Raw genomic sequence first — 15613 nt, forward strand, 5'->3', positions numbered from 1 at the left:
CTGGCCGCCCACGCTCTCCACCTTCGAGGCGTCCAGAACGATCGCCTTGCCGCGCAGCGAAAGAAGCTGCTCCACCAACGGCGCCGCCGCGTTCAGTCCAAGATGGGCCGGAAGCTCCACCGTCATGCTCTCTTCCTGCGAGACCGCTTCAACCGCTGCTTCCGGCGTCTCAACCCGCTTCTTTCTCGCCATCAGAATTCTTCCCATCCTTCATCAATGACGATCGTCGCTGTGGCGCGGCCGTTGGCTGGCTGCGATCTATCGCCGTCCTCTATCTGCTCTACCGGAACTTTCTTAATTCTCTTTTTCGATACGCCTGATCTGGATGCTTTATATTCTGTAAAGCGTGGTTTATCTTGGTATCGTTCCTAACGAATGCTTTCAGAAAATTGTAACGACGCGGCAGGTTGGCGCAGGCTCTCACGCGCGCGGTGCCTTTTACGCTTTCATCAGTAAGCCGGCCTATCGTCGGACGTGGACGCTGTAGCCGGGCTCGCGGAAGCCTTCGTGCGTTCCGATCAGAGGTAGTATGAAGAATTTCTCCCTGTTCCGGTCGATGTCTCTTCCCGGAAAGATCACAATCCTTGTCGTCACAGGATTATCCCTGCTCGCGGTCTGTTTCATCGCCGCCGCCACCGTCATGCTCGACCGGGAAGGCAACGGTCGCGCCAACGAACGGCAGAAAGTGAACATGGGCGTCGCCTGGGAAGTCCTTCACGAACTTGGCGATACATTCCGGCTGGAAAACGATAAGCTTTTTGCCGGAGATACTCTTCTCAACGACGCCGTTGAGCCGGTCGACCGCATCAAGGAACTGGTTGGCGGAACGGCGACGATCTTCATGGGCGACCTTCGCGTCGCCACCAACGTTCAGAAGCCGGGAGGCGGGCGCGCCACAGGAACAAGGCTGGCGAAGGGGCCGGTCTACGACGCGGTCCTCGGCAAGGGCGTCCCCTATCGCGGAGAGGCCGACATTCTCGGCACGCCGTATTTCACGGCGTACGACCCCATCAAGGACAGCGCAGGAAAGACCATCGGCATTCTTTATGTCGGAATACCGAGGGCTGAGTTCTTCGAAACCATCAGTCTTTTGGAGCGTCAGTTCGCGGTCGTTGCTGTGGTTGTGACAGTTCTCGTCGCCGCCGGACTGTTCATCGTCTTGCGCCGCATGTTCCGGCCGCTGGGCGTTCTCGCCGGAACCATCTCCGACGTCAGCCAGCGTCGCACCGACATTGTCGTCAGTGGAACAGACCGCCACGACGAGATCGGAGTCATGGCGCGCTCGGTGGAGAAGCTGCGGCAGGCGGTGATTGAGCGGAAACGTCTCGAGGAGGAGTCGGAACATCTTCGCGCCAGCCAGGATGCGGAGAAGGCGCGTCAAGCAGCGATCGAGCACGAGAAGGCGGAGCGTCTGCAGAGCTTCGTGGCCGACATCGGCGCCGGTTTCGAGCGCCTGTCGGATGGCGACCTGACGGTTCGCATGAACAAGGCGGTCGCGGCGGAGTTCGAGACGATCCGCGGCCAGTTCAACGGCTCGGTGGAGAAGCTCGAGACGACGCTGGGCTCGGTGGTGAGCTCCATCGGCTCGATCCGCTCGGGGCTCGACGAGATCAACACGGCCTCCAACGACCTCGCCCACCGCACCGAACAGCAGGCGACGGGCCTTGAGGAGACAACGGCGGCGCTGACCGAGGTGACGCGCGGCATCCAGGCCATCGCCGAAGGCGCAGAACGCACCCAGTCTCTCGGGCAAACAGCCCGCAAGAATGCGGAAAGGGGCGGCACCATCGTCGGTCAGGCCGTCGAGGCGATGGCCGAGATCGAGAAGTCGTCGGAGGAGATCGGCAAGATCATCGGCGTCATCGACGAAATCGCCTTCCAGACCAACCTTCTCGCCTTGAACGCGGGCGTCGAGGCGGCGCGCGCCGGCGAAGCCGGCAAGGGCTTCGCGGTGGTGGCGCAGGAGGTTCGCGCGCTGGCCCAGCGCTCGGCCGAGGCCGCCAAGGAGATCAAGGAGCTGATCTCCAAGTCCGGCGAGCAGGTCGGGCGCGGCGTTGAGCTGGTGACGGCCTCGGGCAAGAGCCTGGAAGAGATCGTGGCGCAGGTCGCCGAAATGGCGGCAGAGGCCGCACAGGCCGCCAAGAGCACCCGCGAGCAGGCCGCCAACCTCAAGGAAGTCTCCTCGGCCGCCGACCAGATGGACAAGGTCACGCAGCAGAACGCGGCGATGGTGGAGGAGACGACGGCGGCGGCGCAGACGCTGGCGAACGAGACGGATCACCTCGCCCAGCTCATCTCCCAGTTCCGCACGGCTTCGAGCGCGGGTCATGCCTCGCAGCAGCAGCGCACGGTTCGCCGTCAGGCGGCCGCCCCGGCTCCCATGCCGGCATCCAGGCCCGCGCCGCGCCCGGTTCCGCAGATGAGGACGGCGGGCGCCGGCGGCGCGGCGCCCAAGGCCACCCCGGCCAACGAGGGATGGGAAGAATTCTAGCCCCCCGCCGCTCCTGCAACTCGACTTTCAATCGAAAGGACCGGCCGCAGCGATGCGGCCGGTCGTTGTTTGTCTGGCGAGAGATAAACCGGTGCGGCCATCGGAAGCCTTGTCAGGACTCGCGAAATCGCCGCATTTAAGGTTCATCGCACGTTAAAGTGCTTCCGCTCGTCTGGATGTTTCGATCATCTTCATGAAATTCGGGTCTCCTGAGCGACGAGGCGGGCTGCCTTAAGGGGACGAGGCGGCTTGCGGGCATGATCACGAGAGGCTGGAGCGGGGATCGACTTGATGGCCGAAGGGCGCAGGCGCGAACGGATCGAACCCACATTCGGGGCGGACGAGCCTTCGACGGACGAGGAAATCCGTTTCTCTATCGACGATAGGGCGGTTCCCGAAATGGGTGGTCGTCGCGCCGCCAAGGGGCGCTCTCGGCAGCAGGGGAAATCGTCTGGATCCGGCGAGACAAGCCGTCGCGGCTCCTCCTCCTCCTCGGGAGGCTCGGGCTCCGGCTCAGGCAAAGGGCGGCGTCGGCGCAGCTTTCTCGGCCATCTCTTTCGTCTGTTCTTTGCTCTCGGCGTGTGGGGCGCCGTCGCCGTCGCGGCGCTCGTCGCCTACGTCGCGGTCACGCTGCCCCAGGAGGCCTGGGTCATTCCCGAGAGGCCGCCCAACGTCAAGATCGTCTCGGTGTCGGGAGAATTGCTCGCCAACCGGGGCATCACCGGCGGCGAGGCGGTTTCGCTCAACGAGATGAGCCCGTATCTTCCCGAGGCGGTCATCGCCATCGAGGACCGGCGGTTCTATTCCCATTACGGCGTCGATCCGCTGGGGATCGTGCGCGCCTTCGTTGAGAACATGGCTGCTGGCTCGACCGTTCAGGGCGGCTCGACCCTGACGCAGCAGCTGGCCAAGAACATCTTCCTCAACCCCGAGCAGACGATCCAGCGCAAGATCCAGGAAGCGATTCTGGCCCTTTGGCTCGAACACAAGTTCACCAAGGATCAGATTCTCGAAATGTATCTCAACCGGGTCTATTTCGGCTCCGGAGCGACAGGCGTCGACGCAGCCGCGCATCGCTACTTCGGCAAGTCGCCCGCCGACCTCAGCCTTGGCGAGTCGGCGCTCCTGGCGGGCCTGCTCAAGGCGCCCTCGCGCCTCTCGCCGGCGCGCGATCCAGAGGCCGCCAAGGACCGGGCGGACGTCGTTTTGGCGGCCATGCTCGACGAGGGCTTCATCAACAAGGACGACTACGAGGCGGCGCTGAAGATGCAGCCGACCCGCGCCAAGAGCTATTGGTCGGGCGCGGAGAACTATGCCGCCGACCTGGTGATGAAGGACCTCAAGGACCTCGTCGGCGAGGTCCATGAGGACGTGGTGGTGGAGACCACGCTCGACCTCGGTTTGGAAAAGGAAGCCGAAAAGGCCATTCGCGACACGGTCAACGGCGCCACCCGCAATGTCAGTCAGGGCGCGCTCGTGGCCATCGACGGCACCGGCGCCATCCGCGCCATGGTGGGCGGGCGCGACTATGCGGAAAGCCAGTACAACCGGGCTGTCGACGCCAAGCGCCAGCCCGGCTCGGCCTTCAAGCCCTTCGTCTATGAGACCGCGCTGGAGTTCGGCTGGCGGCCGGAGACGATGGTCAACGACGCGCCGACGAAGATCGGCAACTGGTCGCCGGAAAACTATGACCGCAAGTATCGCGGTCCCGTCATGCTGGCGACGGCGCTCCAACACTCGCTCAACACCATCGCCGCGCAGCTGACGGCCGCCGTCGGCCCCGAGGCGGTGATCCAGACGGCGCAGCGCCTCGGCATCCAGACGGCCCTTGCCGACAACGCGTCGATCGCGCTCGGCACCTCCGAGGTTTCCCTTCTGGAACTGACGAGTGCCTATGCGCCTTTCGCCAATGGCGGCTATCTGGCGAAGCCCCATCTGGTGAACCGGATCACGACGCTGTCGGGCAAGGTGCTCTACGAGCGCGGCGCCGAGGTGCCGCCGGTGGTCGTCTCCAGCGATATCGTTGGCATGATGAACGCAATGCTGACGCGGGTGGTCGCGGCCGGCACAGGCCACAAGGCCGCCCTCGACGGCTGGCAAGTGGCCGGCAAGACCGGCACGACCCAGGACTTCAAGGACGCCTGGTTCGTCGGCTACACCTCCAATTTGACCACCGGCGTCTGGCTCGGCAACGACAACGGCGCCAAGATGAAGGCCGTAACCGGCGGCACGCTGCCGGCCGAGGCCTGGCAGAAGTTCATGACCGCTGCCCATGAGGGCCTGCCGCCCATGCCGCTGCCGGGCAACTACACGATCGGCGAGCCGCAGGCGCCGCTTGTGGCCGACGGCACCGGAGGCACCGGCTATGACGACGCAAACAGCTGGGGCGACGGGCAGCAGCCGGCGGGTGTCGACGAGTACGGCAACCCGATCTACGGCGCGGATCCCACGCCACCTGGAATGGTGCCGGCCAGCCGGCTGGAGCGACGCGCGCAACCTTCGCCGGGTGATCTCCTGGAAGGTCCGGTGGGCGGCGGGCGCCCGAGCGACCGCTCGCTCTTCCGCAGGCTCTTCGGCAACTGATACCGCTGATGCCGTCTAATGAAAAAGCCGCGACGCCTGGCGTCGCGGCTTTTCTGCATAGGTGCGTCGCGCCGGACCGCGATCAGTAAAGCGCCTGCTTTCCGCCAGCCTGCGACGCCGGGTTTCCGGTGGTCGAAGGACCCGATCCAACGGAGGCCGACCCGGAAGAGCCTGAGCCCGAAGAGGGAGCAAGGCCTTCCTTTTGGGCCTCGTCCTTTGCCTTGTCGGTCGCGGCCTTGGCGACGGAGGAAACCTTGTCGGCCACGGTCTCGCCCTCGGGCGAAGGCTTCAGGCCCTGCTTGTCGGCTTCCTCGCTTGCCGCCTTGTAGGCCTCCTCCGCGACATGGGTGGCGCGGTCGGCGGTGTCCTTGGCGTAGTCGAGCGCATCGTCTCGAAGACGATCGCGCGCCTCGCCCATCCATTCGTCCTCGCGGCGGGTCGAGGGCATGGCCGCGCCGATCGCGGCACCGATGGCGACGGCCACCGCACCCATGACCAGCGGCTCCTCATAGAGCGTGTCGAGAATGCCGCGACGGGCACGGTCGCCCCAGCCGTAGACGGCATGGCCGGCCTCGTTGGCACGGCGATAGGCGCGATCGCCTGCCCGATAGGCGGCGTCCGAAGCATCGTGGGCGGCGCGCCTCGCCGAGTCGGTCATATTCGACAGGCTCTCGCCGGCCTGCGCCGCGGCGGCCGAAGCGCCGTCGGCGATGTGGCTGGCGGTCGAGGAAACGCCGGACGCCGCGCTCGATGCCGCATGGCGCACGCCGGAGGCCGCGCTGGTCGCCGTGTCGCGCGCGCCGGACGCCGCGCTCGATGCGGTGTGGCCGGCACTCGATGCGGCACCTCTTACAGCACCCGACGCCGAGCTTGCTGCATGGCTGGCGCGCTCGCCATAGGTTGAGCTGTCCGTGCCGTGACCGGCGGGTCCGGGATAGCCGACCGGGTAGGGCGGCGGCGTTCCGGGGCGGCCCGCGACTGCCGCCGGGTAGCGCCGCGCGTAGGCTTCCCTCTCGTGGTCGTCGTCGCGCCAATCGTCATAGCGGCGGCGCAGCCTTCCGCTCTCCCGGCGCGCCGGCTCGCCAAAAACGAGCCAGGCGATACCGGCGCCGATGAGGCCGAGCGCCAGAGGATTGTCGCGCGCCTGGTTCTTCAGGTTGCCGACGAACTCGGCTCCCTGGCCCTCGCGGGCATAGGAGGTCACTTCATCGACCATCTGGCCGAGAGAGAAGCGGTCACGCAATTGGTTCAGGGTGGTTTCGACACCGGCGCGATGGCCTTCGGCCTCGCGCTCGAGGCGGTCGGTGGAGTTGCTCATCGTACCTGCTCCTTGGCAAGGCGGGTATCCTGGCGCAGCTGGTGCGCCGTCCTGTCGGGCGTCAGATTGGAGGGCTCGAGATCCTTGCGGCCCTTCATCAGCAGCGCCACGCCGACGACGGCGATGACGACGCCGACAATGAGGGCGGCCCAGCCCGGATGCATGAACTCGGCCAGCGCGGTGACGAGCGCCATGGCCAGCACGATCAGGGAAACGAGGAGGCAGATGGCGCCCGCGACGAGCGAGCCGCCGGCGATCTCGACCTGGCGGATCTTGTCGCCGATCTCGGCTCGGATCAGCTGTCCCTCGGTGCGAAAGAGGTCCGTCGTCTCACGCAGCAGGTCGCTGATCAGATCGGGAATCGACCGGGCTGCCTGGGGATCGAGGGGACGGGTGTCCTGGGGATCAACGGCCATGCTGCTCGTTCTCCGTCGTTCGAGGGAAGGAAGGGGTGGCCCCCGCGGGACTCGTGGTCGCGCTCGTGGGATTTACTGTGGCGGGCCGGCCGCCGACGGCGGTGCTTGCGGCCGCCGGTTGCCGCGACGGGCCCTCGGGGCGATAGCCGAACGGTTCGCGCTGGCCCTCGCCGGGGCGGTAATCCCTGCCTCGTCCATGGTCGCCGGAATGACCCGGATGATCGTGGTCGCCGGAGGCCCGCGCGAAGCGCCCGAGGGCGACGCCCGCAAGGGTCGCGCCGATGAGGAAGGCGCCAGGCTGGCGGCGGGCGAAGCCGGCGACGGAGCGCATCATATCCTCGACGCTCTTGCCCTTGACCTCGCGCGATGCGCTTTCGAGGCTGCGCGCGGCCTCCCGCAGAAGGCTCGCCGACATCGACTGGTCGCGCTCGCCAAGCTCGTCCGACGCCTTGCGGATCGCGGCGGCGAAGTCCTCCATGTTGCCGGCGGCGAAATCCTTGCCGCTCTCGGCCGATTCATAGGCCTGAGTCTTCGCCTTGCCGGCGACGTTCGCGGCCATGGCGGAAGCTTCCTGCTTCAAGGTCGCCGCACCTTCGGAAAGATTGTCGGCAGCCGAACGGGCCTCGCGCTCGGCGGTCTCGCGGACCCTGCTGGCATCCTGTTCGTAGCGCTTTGCGCCCGGATCTCTGGTTTGATCTGACATGATGTTCTCCGTCAACGCAGGCCGAAGAAGGAAAGAATGGCGAGGACCACGACAATCAGCCCAATCAGATAAATGATGCTGTTCACGAAGCTCACTCCTTGTCTTACACCCGCTGGCGTCAGCGATTCTTCGCCGTTCAACGCGAGACGACGATGCTTGCGGTCATAAGGCAGAAGGGCCTTCATCAGTTCCGTTGATCTTTCGCACCAGAACGTTGGTCGCGAAGCAGAACGTCGGAGTCGGAGGCAGCAACAACTCGCCAAACCGCCTTGCGGCCTCCCGTCGCCGTTCATATATAGCCGCCAGCCCGCCCGCTCGGCTCCCCGCCGGGCGCGACGCGGAACATCATTCTTCCAAAGCATCCGGGGGCTACCACAGCGGAATGCCTCTCAAGAGGGTCCTGGTGGCTCGCTAGAAAAGGAGAGATCATATGGCGAAGGTGATCGGTATCGACCTTGGCACCACGAATTCCTGCGTCTCCGTCATGGACGGTAAAAGCGCAAAAGTCATCGAAAACGCTGAAGGCGCCCGCACGACGCCGTCCATGGTCGCCTTCACCGACGACAGCGAGCGGCTTGTCGGCCAGCCGGCCAAGCGCCAGGCGGTCACCAATCCGGAAAACACCTTCTTCGCGGTGAAGCGCCTCATCGGCCGCCGCTACGACGATCCGATGGTGTCGAAGGACAAGGGCCTCGTCTCCTACAACATCGTGCGCGCCGACAATGGCGACGCCTGGGTGGAGGCGCACGGGCAGAAGTATTCGCCCTCGCAGATTTCCGCCTTCATCCTCCAGAAGATGAAGGAAACGGCCGAATCCTATCTTGGCGAGACGGTCGAGAAGGCGGTCATCACCGTCCCCGCCTACTTCAACGACGCCCAGCGCCAGGCGACCAAGGATGCCGGCCGGATCGCCGGTCTCGACGTGCTGCGCATCATCAACGAGCCGACGGCGGCCGCGCTCGCCTACGGCCTCGACAAGAACGACGGCAAGACCATCGCGGTCTACGACCTCGGCGGCGGCACGTTCGATATCTCCGTCCTGGAGATCGGCGACGGCGTGTTCGAGGTGAAGTCGACCAACGGCGACACCTTCCTCGGCGGCGAAGATTTCGACATGCGCCTCGTCGACTATCTCGCTTCGGAGTTCAAGAAGGACCAGGGCATCGACCTGAAGAACGACAAGCTCGCGCTTCAGCGCCTCAAGGAAGCCGCGGAGAAGGCGAAGATCGAGCTGTCGTCATCGAGCCAGACCGAAATCAACCTGCCCTTCATCACGGCGGACCAGTCTGGCCCGAAGCACCTGACGATGAAGCTCACCCGCGCCAAGTTCGAGGCGCTGGTGGACGACCTCGTGCAGCGCACCGTGGAGCCCTGCAAGAAGGCGATCAAGGACGCCGGCCTTTCGGCTTCCGACATCGACGAGGTGGTGCTGGTCGGCGGCATGACCCGCATGCCCAAGGTCCAGGAGACGGTGAAGAACCTCTTCGGCAAGGAGCCCCACAAGGGCGTCAACCCGGACGAGGTCGTGGCCATGGGCGCCGCCATTCAGGCGGGCGTGCTCCAGGGCGACGTCAAGGACGTTCTGCTTCTCGACGTGACCCCGCTGTCGTTGGGCATCGAGACGCTGGGCGGCGTCTTCACCCGGCTCATCGACCGCAACACCACCATCCCGACCAAGAAGAGTCAGGTCTTCTCGACGGCCGAGGACAACCAGAACGCCGTGACCATCCAGGTTTTCCAGGGTGAGCGCGAGATGGCGGCCGACAACAAGATGCTCGGGCGCTTCAACCTCGAGGGCATTCCGCCGGCACCGCGCGGCATCCCGCAGATCGAGGTGACGTTCGACATCGACGCGAACGGCATCGTCAACGTGTCGGCCAAGGACAAGGGCACCAACAAGGAGCAGCGGATCACCATCCAGGCTTCCGGCGGCCTGTCCGACACGGACATCGACAAGATGGTCAAGGAGGCGGAGTCCCACGCCGAGGAGGACAAGAAGCGCCGTGCCGCCGTCGAGGCGAGGAACCACGGCGAGTCGCTGGTCCACTCGGCCGAGAAGTCGCTCAAGGAATATGGCGACAAGGTTTCGGCGGCCGACCGTCAGGCCATCGAGGACGCCATCGCCGCGCTCAAGGCCGAGCTCGAGAACAGCGACGCGGACGCGGAGTCCATCAAGGCCAAGAGCGAGCAGCTCGCCGAGGCCTCGATGAAGCTTGGCCAGGCCATGTACGAGTCGGCCCAGGCGAACGAGGCGGCCGGCCAGGGTGATGCGGGCGCTGGCGAGGCCGGTGGCGCCAAGGACGACGTGGTCGACGCCGACTTCGAGGAAGTGGACGACGCGAAGAAATCGGCCTGATCGCGCAGGCTTGTGACGCGAAAGCCCTCGGCGAGCGATTGCCGGGGGCTTTTGATTAGACGGATGCTGTTCCCGCGCTTTTCTGGAACGGTTCCGGTCTTGCTTGGCTGGCTGTGCTATGGCAACCAGCACAAAGCATTCCTACATCTCGCTTCTGTCGGGGATAGTTCCGGCGAAGTGCCCGCCAAGCGGCGATCTCCCATGCCACAGACGATGGATCAGTCTCGATGAAGGTCGACTATTACGAGATACTCGGCGTCTCGAAGGGATGTGACGAGAAGACTCTCAAGTCGTCGTTTCGCAAGCTGGCGATGAAGTATCACCCCGACCGAAACCCCGGCGACGATACGGCGGAGGTGAAGTTCAAGGAGATCAACGAGGCCTACGAGGTCCTGAAGGACCCCCAGAAGCGCGCCGCCTACGACCGCTTCGGCCATGCCGCTTTCCAGAACGGCGGAGCCGGCGCCGGAGGGTTCAGGGCCGACTTCTCCTCCTCCATGGCCGACATCTTCGACGATATCTTCGGCGAGATGATGGGCCAGCGGCGCGGCCGAACTTCCGCCACGTCGGGACGCGAGCGCGGCTCGGACCTGCGCTACAACATGGAAATCTCGCTGGAGGAGGCATTCTCCGGCAAGACCGCCGAGATCGGCGTTCCCACCACCATTCAGTGCGACGAATGCTCCGGCACGGGCGCCAAGCCCGGCACGAGCCCACGGCCATGCCCGACGTGCGGCGGCGCGGGGCGCGTGAGGGCGGCGCAGGGCTTCTTTTCCATCGAGCGCACCTGTCCGACCTGTCAGGGCCGGGGCGAGGTGATCGCCGATCCTTGCGGCAAGTGCGGCGGCAATGGCCGTCTGCCCGAGGAGCGCACGCTTTCGGTCAGCATTCCGGCCGGCATCGAGGACGGCACGCGCATCCGCCTTGCCGGCGAGGGCGAGGCGGGTCTTCGCGGCGGACCTTCGGGTGACCTCTACATCTTTCTGTCGGTCAAGCCCCACGAGCTCTTCCAGCGCGACGGCTCGGACCTCTTCTGCAAGATCCCCATCTCCATGACCACCGCCGCTCTCGGCGGCGCCTTCGAGGTGACGACGCTCGATGGCTCGACGACGCGGGTCAAGGTTCCCGAAGGCACGCAGACGGGCAAGCAGTTCCGCGTCAAGAGCAAGGGCATGCCGGTGCTGCGCTCGACCCAGAACGGCGATCTCTTCATTCAGGTGACGGTGGAGACGCCGCAAAATCTCTCGCGCCGGCAGCGCGAGCTCCTGGAGGAGTTTGAAGAAATCTCTTCCTCCGAGAATTCGCCTCAATCCAATGGCTTCTTCTCGCGCATGAAGGAGTTCTTCGAGGGACTCGGAGAGAGTTGAGGCTTTCATGCCTTCGTCCATGCGACTCATGGCCCCGCCTGTGCGACCGCCGCGCCACTGTGGCGCCTCGCATGGCATGGCGGCGGGTTCGTTGCGGCCGATTCTCTTCCAAACGTCATGGAAGTGTGACATTCGACATGCATGACGAATCCGGGCCGCGCTGCGCGTCGATCGGACTGCATCTCGAGGGAGAGGTCAGGTGATGGGGCAAGTCGAATCGCACCTCAAGCGTATCCATCTTCAGCGCCCCCCGCGCCTCAAGTCCGAGGAAATGCGACGGAAGATGCTGGACGAGGCGCGATTTTTTCGCGGCTGGCTGCAAAAGCCGCTGCAGATCGGCGCCGTCTCTCCCTCCTCGCGCACACTCGGCCGGCGGATGTCCTCCTTCGTGCCGATGGAGAAAGTCGCCGAGGGAGGCTACGTACTGGAGCTCGGACCGGGCACCGGCGTCGTCACGGCCTGTCTCATCGAGCGCGGCATCCCTGAGGACCAGCTGGTTCTCATCGAATATTCCCGCGAGTTCTGCGTTCTCCTGCGGGCACGCTTTCCCAAGGCGCATATTATCGAGGGCGACGCCTACAATCCCGGCAAGGCGCTCGACGAGGTCGTGAAGGGAAAGGGTCTGGCGGCCGTCGTCTCCAGCCTGCCGCTTTTCACCCGGCCGGAGCGCCAGCGCGAGACCCTGGTCGACATGGCACTCACGCGCCTCGAATCCGGCCTTCCCTTCATCCAGTTCTCCTATGCCTTCACGCAGCCCGTGAAGCCGGAGCGGATCGGCGCCAGCCTCTTCACCAGATCCTGGATCAAGCGCAACCTGCCGCCCGCCCGCGTCCTCGTCTATCGCCGCTGATCCTCGCCCACCCTTACCGCCGAAGCAAAAGGCAGCGACCTTCATGGAACGATCCGATCAGGCTTCAACCGATGCGGCCGGCGGCGATTGGGCGCGCTTCTTCGCCACCTGGGCGCGTCATCCCCTGAAAATGGGCGCCGTCGCTCCGTCGTCGCGCGCCTACTGCTCGATGATGGTGGACAATGCCACGATCGGCCTCGACGGGCCGATCCTCGAGCTCGGCCCCGGCCTTGGGGTCGTCACCCGCACCCTTCTCGAAAAGGGCGTGGCGCCCGAACGCATCACCTCCATCGAGTACGATCGCGACTTCGCGCGCATCCTGAAGGAGCGCTTCCCGAAGGTGAACGTCATCTGCGGGGACGGCTTCGATCTCGACAAGACGCTCGGTGCGCGCGCCGGCGAGAAGTTCGCCGCGATCCTTTTTGCGATCCCGATCCTCAATTTCCCGCAGGAGCGGCGCCAGGCGCTTTTCTGCGACTACTTCTCGCGCCTCATGCCGGGGGGAAATCTGACCGAGCTATCCTATGCATGGTCGTCGCCGGTGAAGCCGGTTCCCGGCGTCTTCTCCGTGCGCGGCTCGCCGATTGTTTGGGCAAACATTCCGCCGGCGCGAGTCTGGATCTTCTCGCAGGACCCGGCGCAGAGTCCCTCGCCGAGGGCCTGACATGGCGCTCGACATTCTCGTTCTTCCGGGGTCGCTGAGGCATGGCTCCTTCAACCGCAAGCTTGCGGCAGAGGCCGTGCGGCGGCTTGCCCTCACCGACGCGAATGTCACCCTTCTCAGTCTCGCCGATTATCCTCTGCCGATCTACGACGCGGATCTGGAAGCCGAGAAGGGTATTCCCGAAAATGCCCTGCTTCTGGCCCAGCGCATTGCCGCGCAGGACGGCCTTCTCCTCGTCAGCCCGGAATACAACGCCGGCGTTCCGCCGCTGCTGAAGAACGCCATCGATTGGGCGAGCCGGGTCAAGAAGGTTCGCGGACGCCCCGTTCAGCCCTTCTCCAAGCTGGTCGTCGGCCTTGCCTCTGCCTCGCCCGGCCGCCTCGGCAGCATGCGCTCGCTGGCGGCGTGGCGCCTTTCCCTCATGGCGCTCGGCGCTGAAGTCGTCACGGCGCAGGTGACGCTCGCCAATGCCGGCGCGGCGTTCGACGATGAGGGCGGACTGCTCGACGACCACGCGAGCATGGCGCTCGACACCCTCACATCGTCCCTGCTCGACCACGTTCGCGCTGTCGGCCGTCACGGCTGATCGATCGAAACACCGATCTGCCGCCGCCACGCCACGCCGGACGGAACACCTGTGCCGGCGGGCCGTTCTTCCGGGCGGCAAGAGTTCAATTGCTGCCGCTCTCTGAACGTCGGCCGAGCGGTCGATGCCAGCGCTGTCGCCGGAACGTCTCCGCCGATAGCACCGGAGGGTGGCCGGCGCCGGTTCGGAGTTCGCTTTCATGTCGTCCCTCAACGAAAACAAGACGCTTCCCGGCCGGCTGGGGCGCCATCTCGGCGAGCACCGGGGCTTTTACGTCTTTCAGGGCGTGCTGCTCGCGATCATGGGCATCATCGCCATCGCCGCGCCGCTGGCGGCGACGCTGGCCTCCACCGTCTTCTTTGCCTGGCTCCTGATCATCGGCGGCATCGCCGGCATGGCCAACGCCTTCCGGGCCAAGGCTGCGCCGGGGTTCTGGGCGAACATCCTCCTCGCCGTTCTGGCCGTCATCCTGGGCGGCATCATGTTGCTCGATCCTCTCGTCGGCGGCATCACGCTCACCTGGCTGCTCGCCTTCTTCCTCTTGTTCTCCGGCGCGATGAACATTGCGGTGGCGATGGCAATGCGCAGCTATTCCGCGCGCTTCTGGCTGATCCTCCTCTCGGGCGGCATCGACGTGGTCCTGGCGTTGATCCTGCTGCTCGGCCTGCCGGAAACGGCGATGTGGGCGGTCGGGCTGTTCCTTGGCCTCTCCTTCCTCTCCTCGGGCGTCGGTCTGATCCTGGCGGCGCTCGCCGCGCCCTCGGCGGACTGATCCATTCGACAAGGGAAAAAGCGATGTCCAAAAGAGAAGAAAAGGTCGCGCTTCTCCTGGAGCGGTTCGGCACGTCCTACAGCGCCGACGTCGGCCTCGACCTTTCAACCGGCGAGCCGCAGCCGCTTTTCCAGTGGCTTGTCGTCTCGGTTCTCTTCTCCGCGCGCATCTCGGCCGATCAGGCCGCGCGTGCCGCCCGGGCGCTTTTCGACGCGGGGCTGACGAGTGCCGAGAAGATGGGCCAGGCCAGCTGGGAGGAGCGCACGCGCATCCTCAATCAGAACGGCTATGCGCGCTACGACGAGTCGACATCACGCTATCTCGGAGAGGACGCCGCGATGTGCCTGGAGGCCTATGGCGGCGATCTGAGGCGCCTGCGCGAGGAGGCGGGGCGCGACCCGGCCGAGGAGCGTAAGCGTCTGAAGGCGTTCAAGGGCATCGGCGAGGTCGGCGCCGACATCTTTCTGCGTGAGATGCAGCCGGTCTGGGACGAAAACCACCCGTTCGCCGACAAGAAGGCTCTGGCGGCGGCCGAGAAGATCGGGCTTGGCGAGGATGCGCGAGCGCTCGCCAAGCTGGTTTCGAAGAAGGACCTGCCGCGCCTGCTCTCGGCGCTGGTCAAGGCAGACCTTCACGACGGCCTTGAGGAGATCGGCAAGGCCTGAGTAATCAGACGTGCTGGCCGCCGTTGATGTGGATCTCGGCGCCGTTGATGTAGGATGCCTGCTCGGAGCACAGGAAGAAGATGGTCTCGGCCACTTCCGACGTCTGGCCGAGGCGGCGCAGGGGAATGTCCTCGATAAGCGCATCCGTTCCCGGCGATAGGATCGCCGTCTCGATCTCGCCCGGCGCGATCGCGTTGACGCGGATGCCGGCGGGGCCGAAATCGTGCGCCATCTCGCGGGTCAGCGAGGCAAGGGCCGCCTTCGACGTCGCATAGGCGGTTCCGGCGAAGGGATGGACGCGGCCGCCGGCAATGGACGTGACGTTGACGATCGAGCCCTTGACGTTCGACAGCTCCTTGAACAGCCCGCGCGCCAGCATGATCGGGGCGAAGAAGTTCACCTGGAAGACGTCGCGCCACATCTGCATGGGGGTGTGGATGGAATCCATGCGCGCCCCGCCTTCCTCCTTGGGGGAGATTGCCGCGTTGTTGACCAGGGCGTTGAGCCGCGAGCCGTTCTTCTCCAGCCTCCGGCGGATTTCGGAGATCGCGAAGCCGATATCCTCCTGGTCCGCGAGGTCCACCTGGATGTGATCCTCGGCGCCCGCCGGCCAGGGGCAGTCGGCGGTGAAGGCCTGGCGCGAACAGGTGATCACGCGCCAGCCGGCGTGGGAAAAGCGCTTGACGGCGGCGTGGCCGATGCCACGAGAGGCGCCGGTCAGCACCAGGGTCTTGCGCGGGTCTATCGCGTCCTCAGCCATGTTTTGTTTCCTTTGGTGGCCGGCCTCGTCATTCGAGGTTCGGCCTATAGGTGTGTTCTCACGGACGCTCAACAAATCCCAA

The 15613-nt window shown here is 65.4% G+C and carries 14 protein-coding genes and 1 pseudogene; 9 read left to right on the forward strand and 6 right to left on the reverse strand.

Annotation, left to right across the window (positions count from 1 at the left end; translation table 11 throughout):
• Positions 1–192 (reverse strand): annotated as a pseudogene (locus B5D38_RS20100) (hypothetical protein); the annotation flags it as partial.
• 337 nt (positions 193–529) lie between these two features.
• On the opposite strand from B5D38_RS20100, the gene B5D38_RS20105 reads away from it, so the two are divergent.
• Positions 530–2491 (forward strand): methyl-accepting chemotaxis protein, encoded by a 1962-nt coding sequence (locus B5D38_RS20105; RefSeq protein WP_245319421.1) that lies wholly within the window; start codon positions 530–532, stop codon positions 2489–2491.
• 288 nt (positions 2492–2779) lie between these two features.
• The gene (locus tag B5D38_RS20110) at positions 2780–5074 is read left to right on the forward strand and encodes a transglycosylase domain-containing protein (RefSeq protein ID WP_165690927.1); all 2295 of its coding nucleotides are present in this window, start codon (positions 2780–2782) and stop codon (positions 5072–5074) included.
• Positions 5075–5156: 82 nt separating this feature from the next.
• Here B5D38_RS20110 and B5D38_RS20115 read toward each other — a convergent pair whose 3' ends face one another.
• From B5D38_RS20115 to B5D38_RS22285, 4 genes are read right to left on the reverse strand one after another with little or no spacing between them, the layout of a single operon-like run.
• Complete coding sequence (locus B5D38_RS20115; RefSeq protein ID WP_078710252.1) at positions 5157–6392, reverse strand: hypothetical protein; 1236 nt, start codon at positions 6390–6392, stop codon at positions 5157–5159.
• Entirely contained in the window at positions 6389–6808 is a 420-nt protein-coding gene (locus tag B5D38_RS20120; protein WP_078710253.1) for a phage holin family protein, read from the reverse strand. The genes B5D38_RS20115 and B5D38_RS20120 overlap by 4 nt, the downstream gene beginning before the upstream one ends.
• The gene (locus B5D38_RS20125) at positions 6798–7511 is read right to left on the reverse strand and encodes a hypothetical protein (protein ID WP_078710254.1); all 714 of its coding nucleotides are present in this window, start codon (positions 7509–7511) and stop codon (positions 6798–6800) included. Before B5D38_RS20125 ends, B5D38_RS20120 begins: the two co-directional genes overlap by 11 nt.
• An 11-nt stretch (positions 7512–7522) precedes the next feature.
• Complete coding sequence (locus B5D38_RS22285) at positions 7523–7696, reverse strand: hypothetical protein (RefSeq protein WP_165690926.1); 174 nt, start codon at positions 7694–7696, stop codon at positions 7523–7525.
• A gap of 245 nt (positions 7697–7941) precedes the next feature.
• Between B5D38_RS22285 and dnaK the strand changes: the two genes are divergently transcribed.
• The 7 genes from dnaK to B5D38_RS20160 all read left to right on the forward strand — a co-directional run bounded on the left by dnaK (position 7942) and on the right by B5D38_RS20160 (position 14771).
• A complete protein-coding gene (gene dnaK, locus B5D38_RS20130) occupies positions 7942–9867 on the forward strand; it encodes a molecular chaperone DnaK (RefSeq protein ID WP_078710255.1) in 1926 nt (641 codons plus the stop codon).
• 227 nt (positions 9868–10094) lie between these two features.
• Positions 10095–11234 (forward strand): molecular chaperone DnaJ, encoded by a 1140-nt coding sequence (gene dnaJ / locus B5D38_RS20135; protein ID WP_078710256.1) that lies wholly within the window; start codon positions 10095–10097, stop codon positions 11232–11234.
• Between the two features lie 202 nt (positions 11235–11436).
• Positions 11437–12084, forward strand: coding sequence for a class I SAM-dependent methyltransferase (locus B5D38_RS20140; RefSeq protein ID WP_245319422.1), 648 nt, complete (start codon positions 11437–11439; stop codon positions 12082–12084).
• Between the two features lie 43 nt (positions 12085–12127).
• Positions 12128–12748: a class I SAM-dependent methyltransferase gene (locus tag B5D38_RS20145; protein ID WP_078710257.1), complete on the forward strand. Its 621-nt coding sequence runs from the start codon at positions 12128–12130 to the stop codon at positions 12746–12748.
• A gap of 1 nt (position 12749) precedes the next feature.
• Positions 12750–13334: an NADPH-dependent FMN reductase gene (locus B5D38_RS20150; RefSeq protein ID WP_078710258.1), complete on the forward strand. Its 585-nt coding sequence runs from the start codon at positions 12750–12752 to the stop codon at positions 13332–13334.
• A 199-nt stretch (positions 13335–13533) separates the two neighbouring features.
• The gene (locus B5D38_RS20155; protein WP_078710302.1) at positions 13534–14106 is read left to right on the forward strand and encodes an HdeD family acid-resistance protein; all 573 of its coding nucleotides are present in this window, start codon (positions 13534–13536) and stop codon (positions 14104–14106) included.
• A gap of 23 nt (positions 14107–14129) precedes the next feature.
• A complete protein-coding gene (locus B5D38_RS20160) occupies positions 14130–14771 on the forward strand; it encodes a hypothetical protein (protein WP_078710259.1) in 642 nt (213 codons plus the stop codon).
• A 4-nt stretch (positions 14772–14775) separates the two neighbouring features.
• Here the strand turns inward: B5D38_RS20160 and B5D38_RS20165 are convergent, their stop codons facing one another.
• Positions 14776–15531, reverse strand: coding sequence for an SDR family NAD(P)-dependent oxidoreductase (locus B5D38_RS20165; RefSeq protein ID WP_078710260.1), 756 nt, complete (start codon positions 15529–15531; stop codon positions 14776–14778).
• Positions 15532–15613 lie beyond the last annotated feature (82 nt).

Origin of the sequence: Consotaella salsifontis (assembly GCF_900167365.1) — a bacterium.
In the GTDB taxonomy this organism is placed as follows: Bacteria; Pseudomonadota; Alphaproteobacteria; order Rhizobiales; family Rhizobiaceae; genus Consotaella; species Consotaella salsifontis.

What these genes read in the sequence shown, in the direction of transcription:
- B5D38_RS20105 (WP_245319421.1), top strand. Translation starts at nt 530, where the DNA reads ATGAAGAATTTCTCCCTGTTCCGGTCGATGTCTCTTCCCGGAAAGATC.
- B5D38_RS20115 (WP_078710252.1), bottom strand. Translation starts at nt 6,392, where the DNA reads ATGAGCAACTCCACCGACCGCCTCGAGCGCGAGGCCGAAGGCCATCGC.
- B5D38_RS20120 (WP_078710253.1), bottom strand. Translation starts at nt 6,808, where the DNA reads ATGGCCGTTGATCCCCAGGACACCCGTCCCCTCGATCCCCAGGCAGCC.
- B5D38_RS20125 (WP_078710254.1), bottom strand. Translation starts at nt 7,511, where the DNA reads ATGTCAGATCAAACCAGAGATCCGGGCGCAAAGCGCTACGAACAGGAT.
- B5D38_RS22285 (WP_165690926.1), bottom strand. Translation starts at nt 7,696, where the DNA reads ATGAAGGCCCTTCTGCCTTATGACCGCAAGCATCGTCGTCTCGCGTTG.
- dnaK (WP_078710255.1), top strand. Translation starts at nt 7,942, where the DNA reads ATGGCGAAGGTGATCGGTATCGACCTTGGCACCACGAATTCCTGCGTC.
- dnaJ (WP_078710256.1), top strand. Translation starts at nt 10,095, where the DNA reads ATGAAGGTCGACTATTACGAGATACTCGGCGTCTCGAAGGGATGTGAC.
- B5D38_RS20140 (WP_245319422.1), top strand. Translation starts at nt 11,437, where the DNA reads ATGGGGCAAGTCGAATCGCACCTCAAGCGTATCCATCTTCAGCGCCCC.
- B5D38_RS20145 (WP_078710257.1), top strand. Translation starts at nt 12,128, where the DNA reads ATGGAACGATCCGATCAGGCTTCAACCGATGCGGCCGGCGGCGATTGG.
- B5D38_RS20150 (WP_078710258.1), top strand. Translation starts at nt 12,750, where the DNA reads ATGGCGCTCGACATTCTCGTTCTTCCGGGGTCGCTGAGGCATGGCTCC.
- B5D38_RS20155 (WP_078710302.1), top strand. Translation starts at nt 13,534, where the DNA reads ATGTCGTCCCTCAACGAAAACAAGACGCTTCCCGGCCGGCTGGGGCGC.
- B5D38_RS20160 (WP_078710259.1), top strand. Translation starts at nt 14,130, where the DNA reads ATGTCCAAAAGAGAAGAAAAGGTCGCGCTTCTCCTGGAGCGGTTCGGC.
- B5D38_RS20165 (WP_078710260.1), bottom strand. Translation starts at nt 15,531, where the DNA reads ATGGCTGAGGACGCGATAGACCCGCGCAAGACCCTGGTGCTGACCGGC.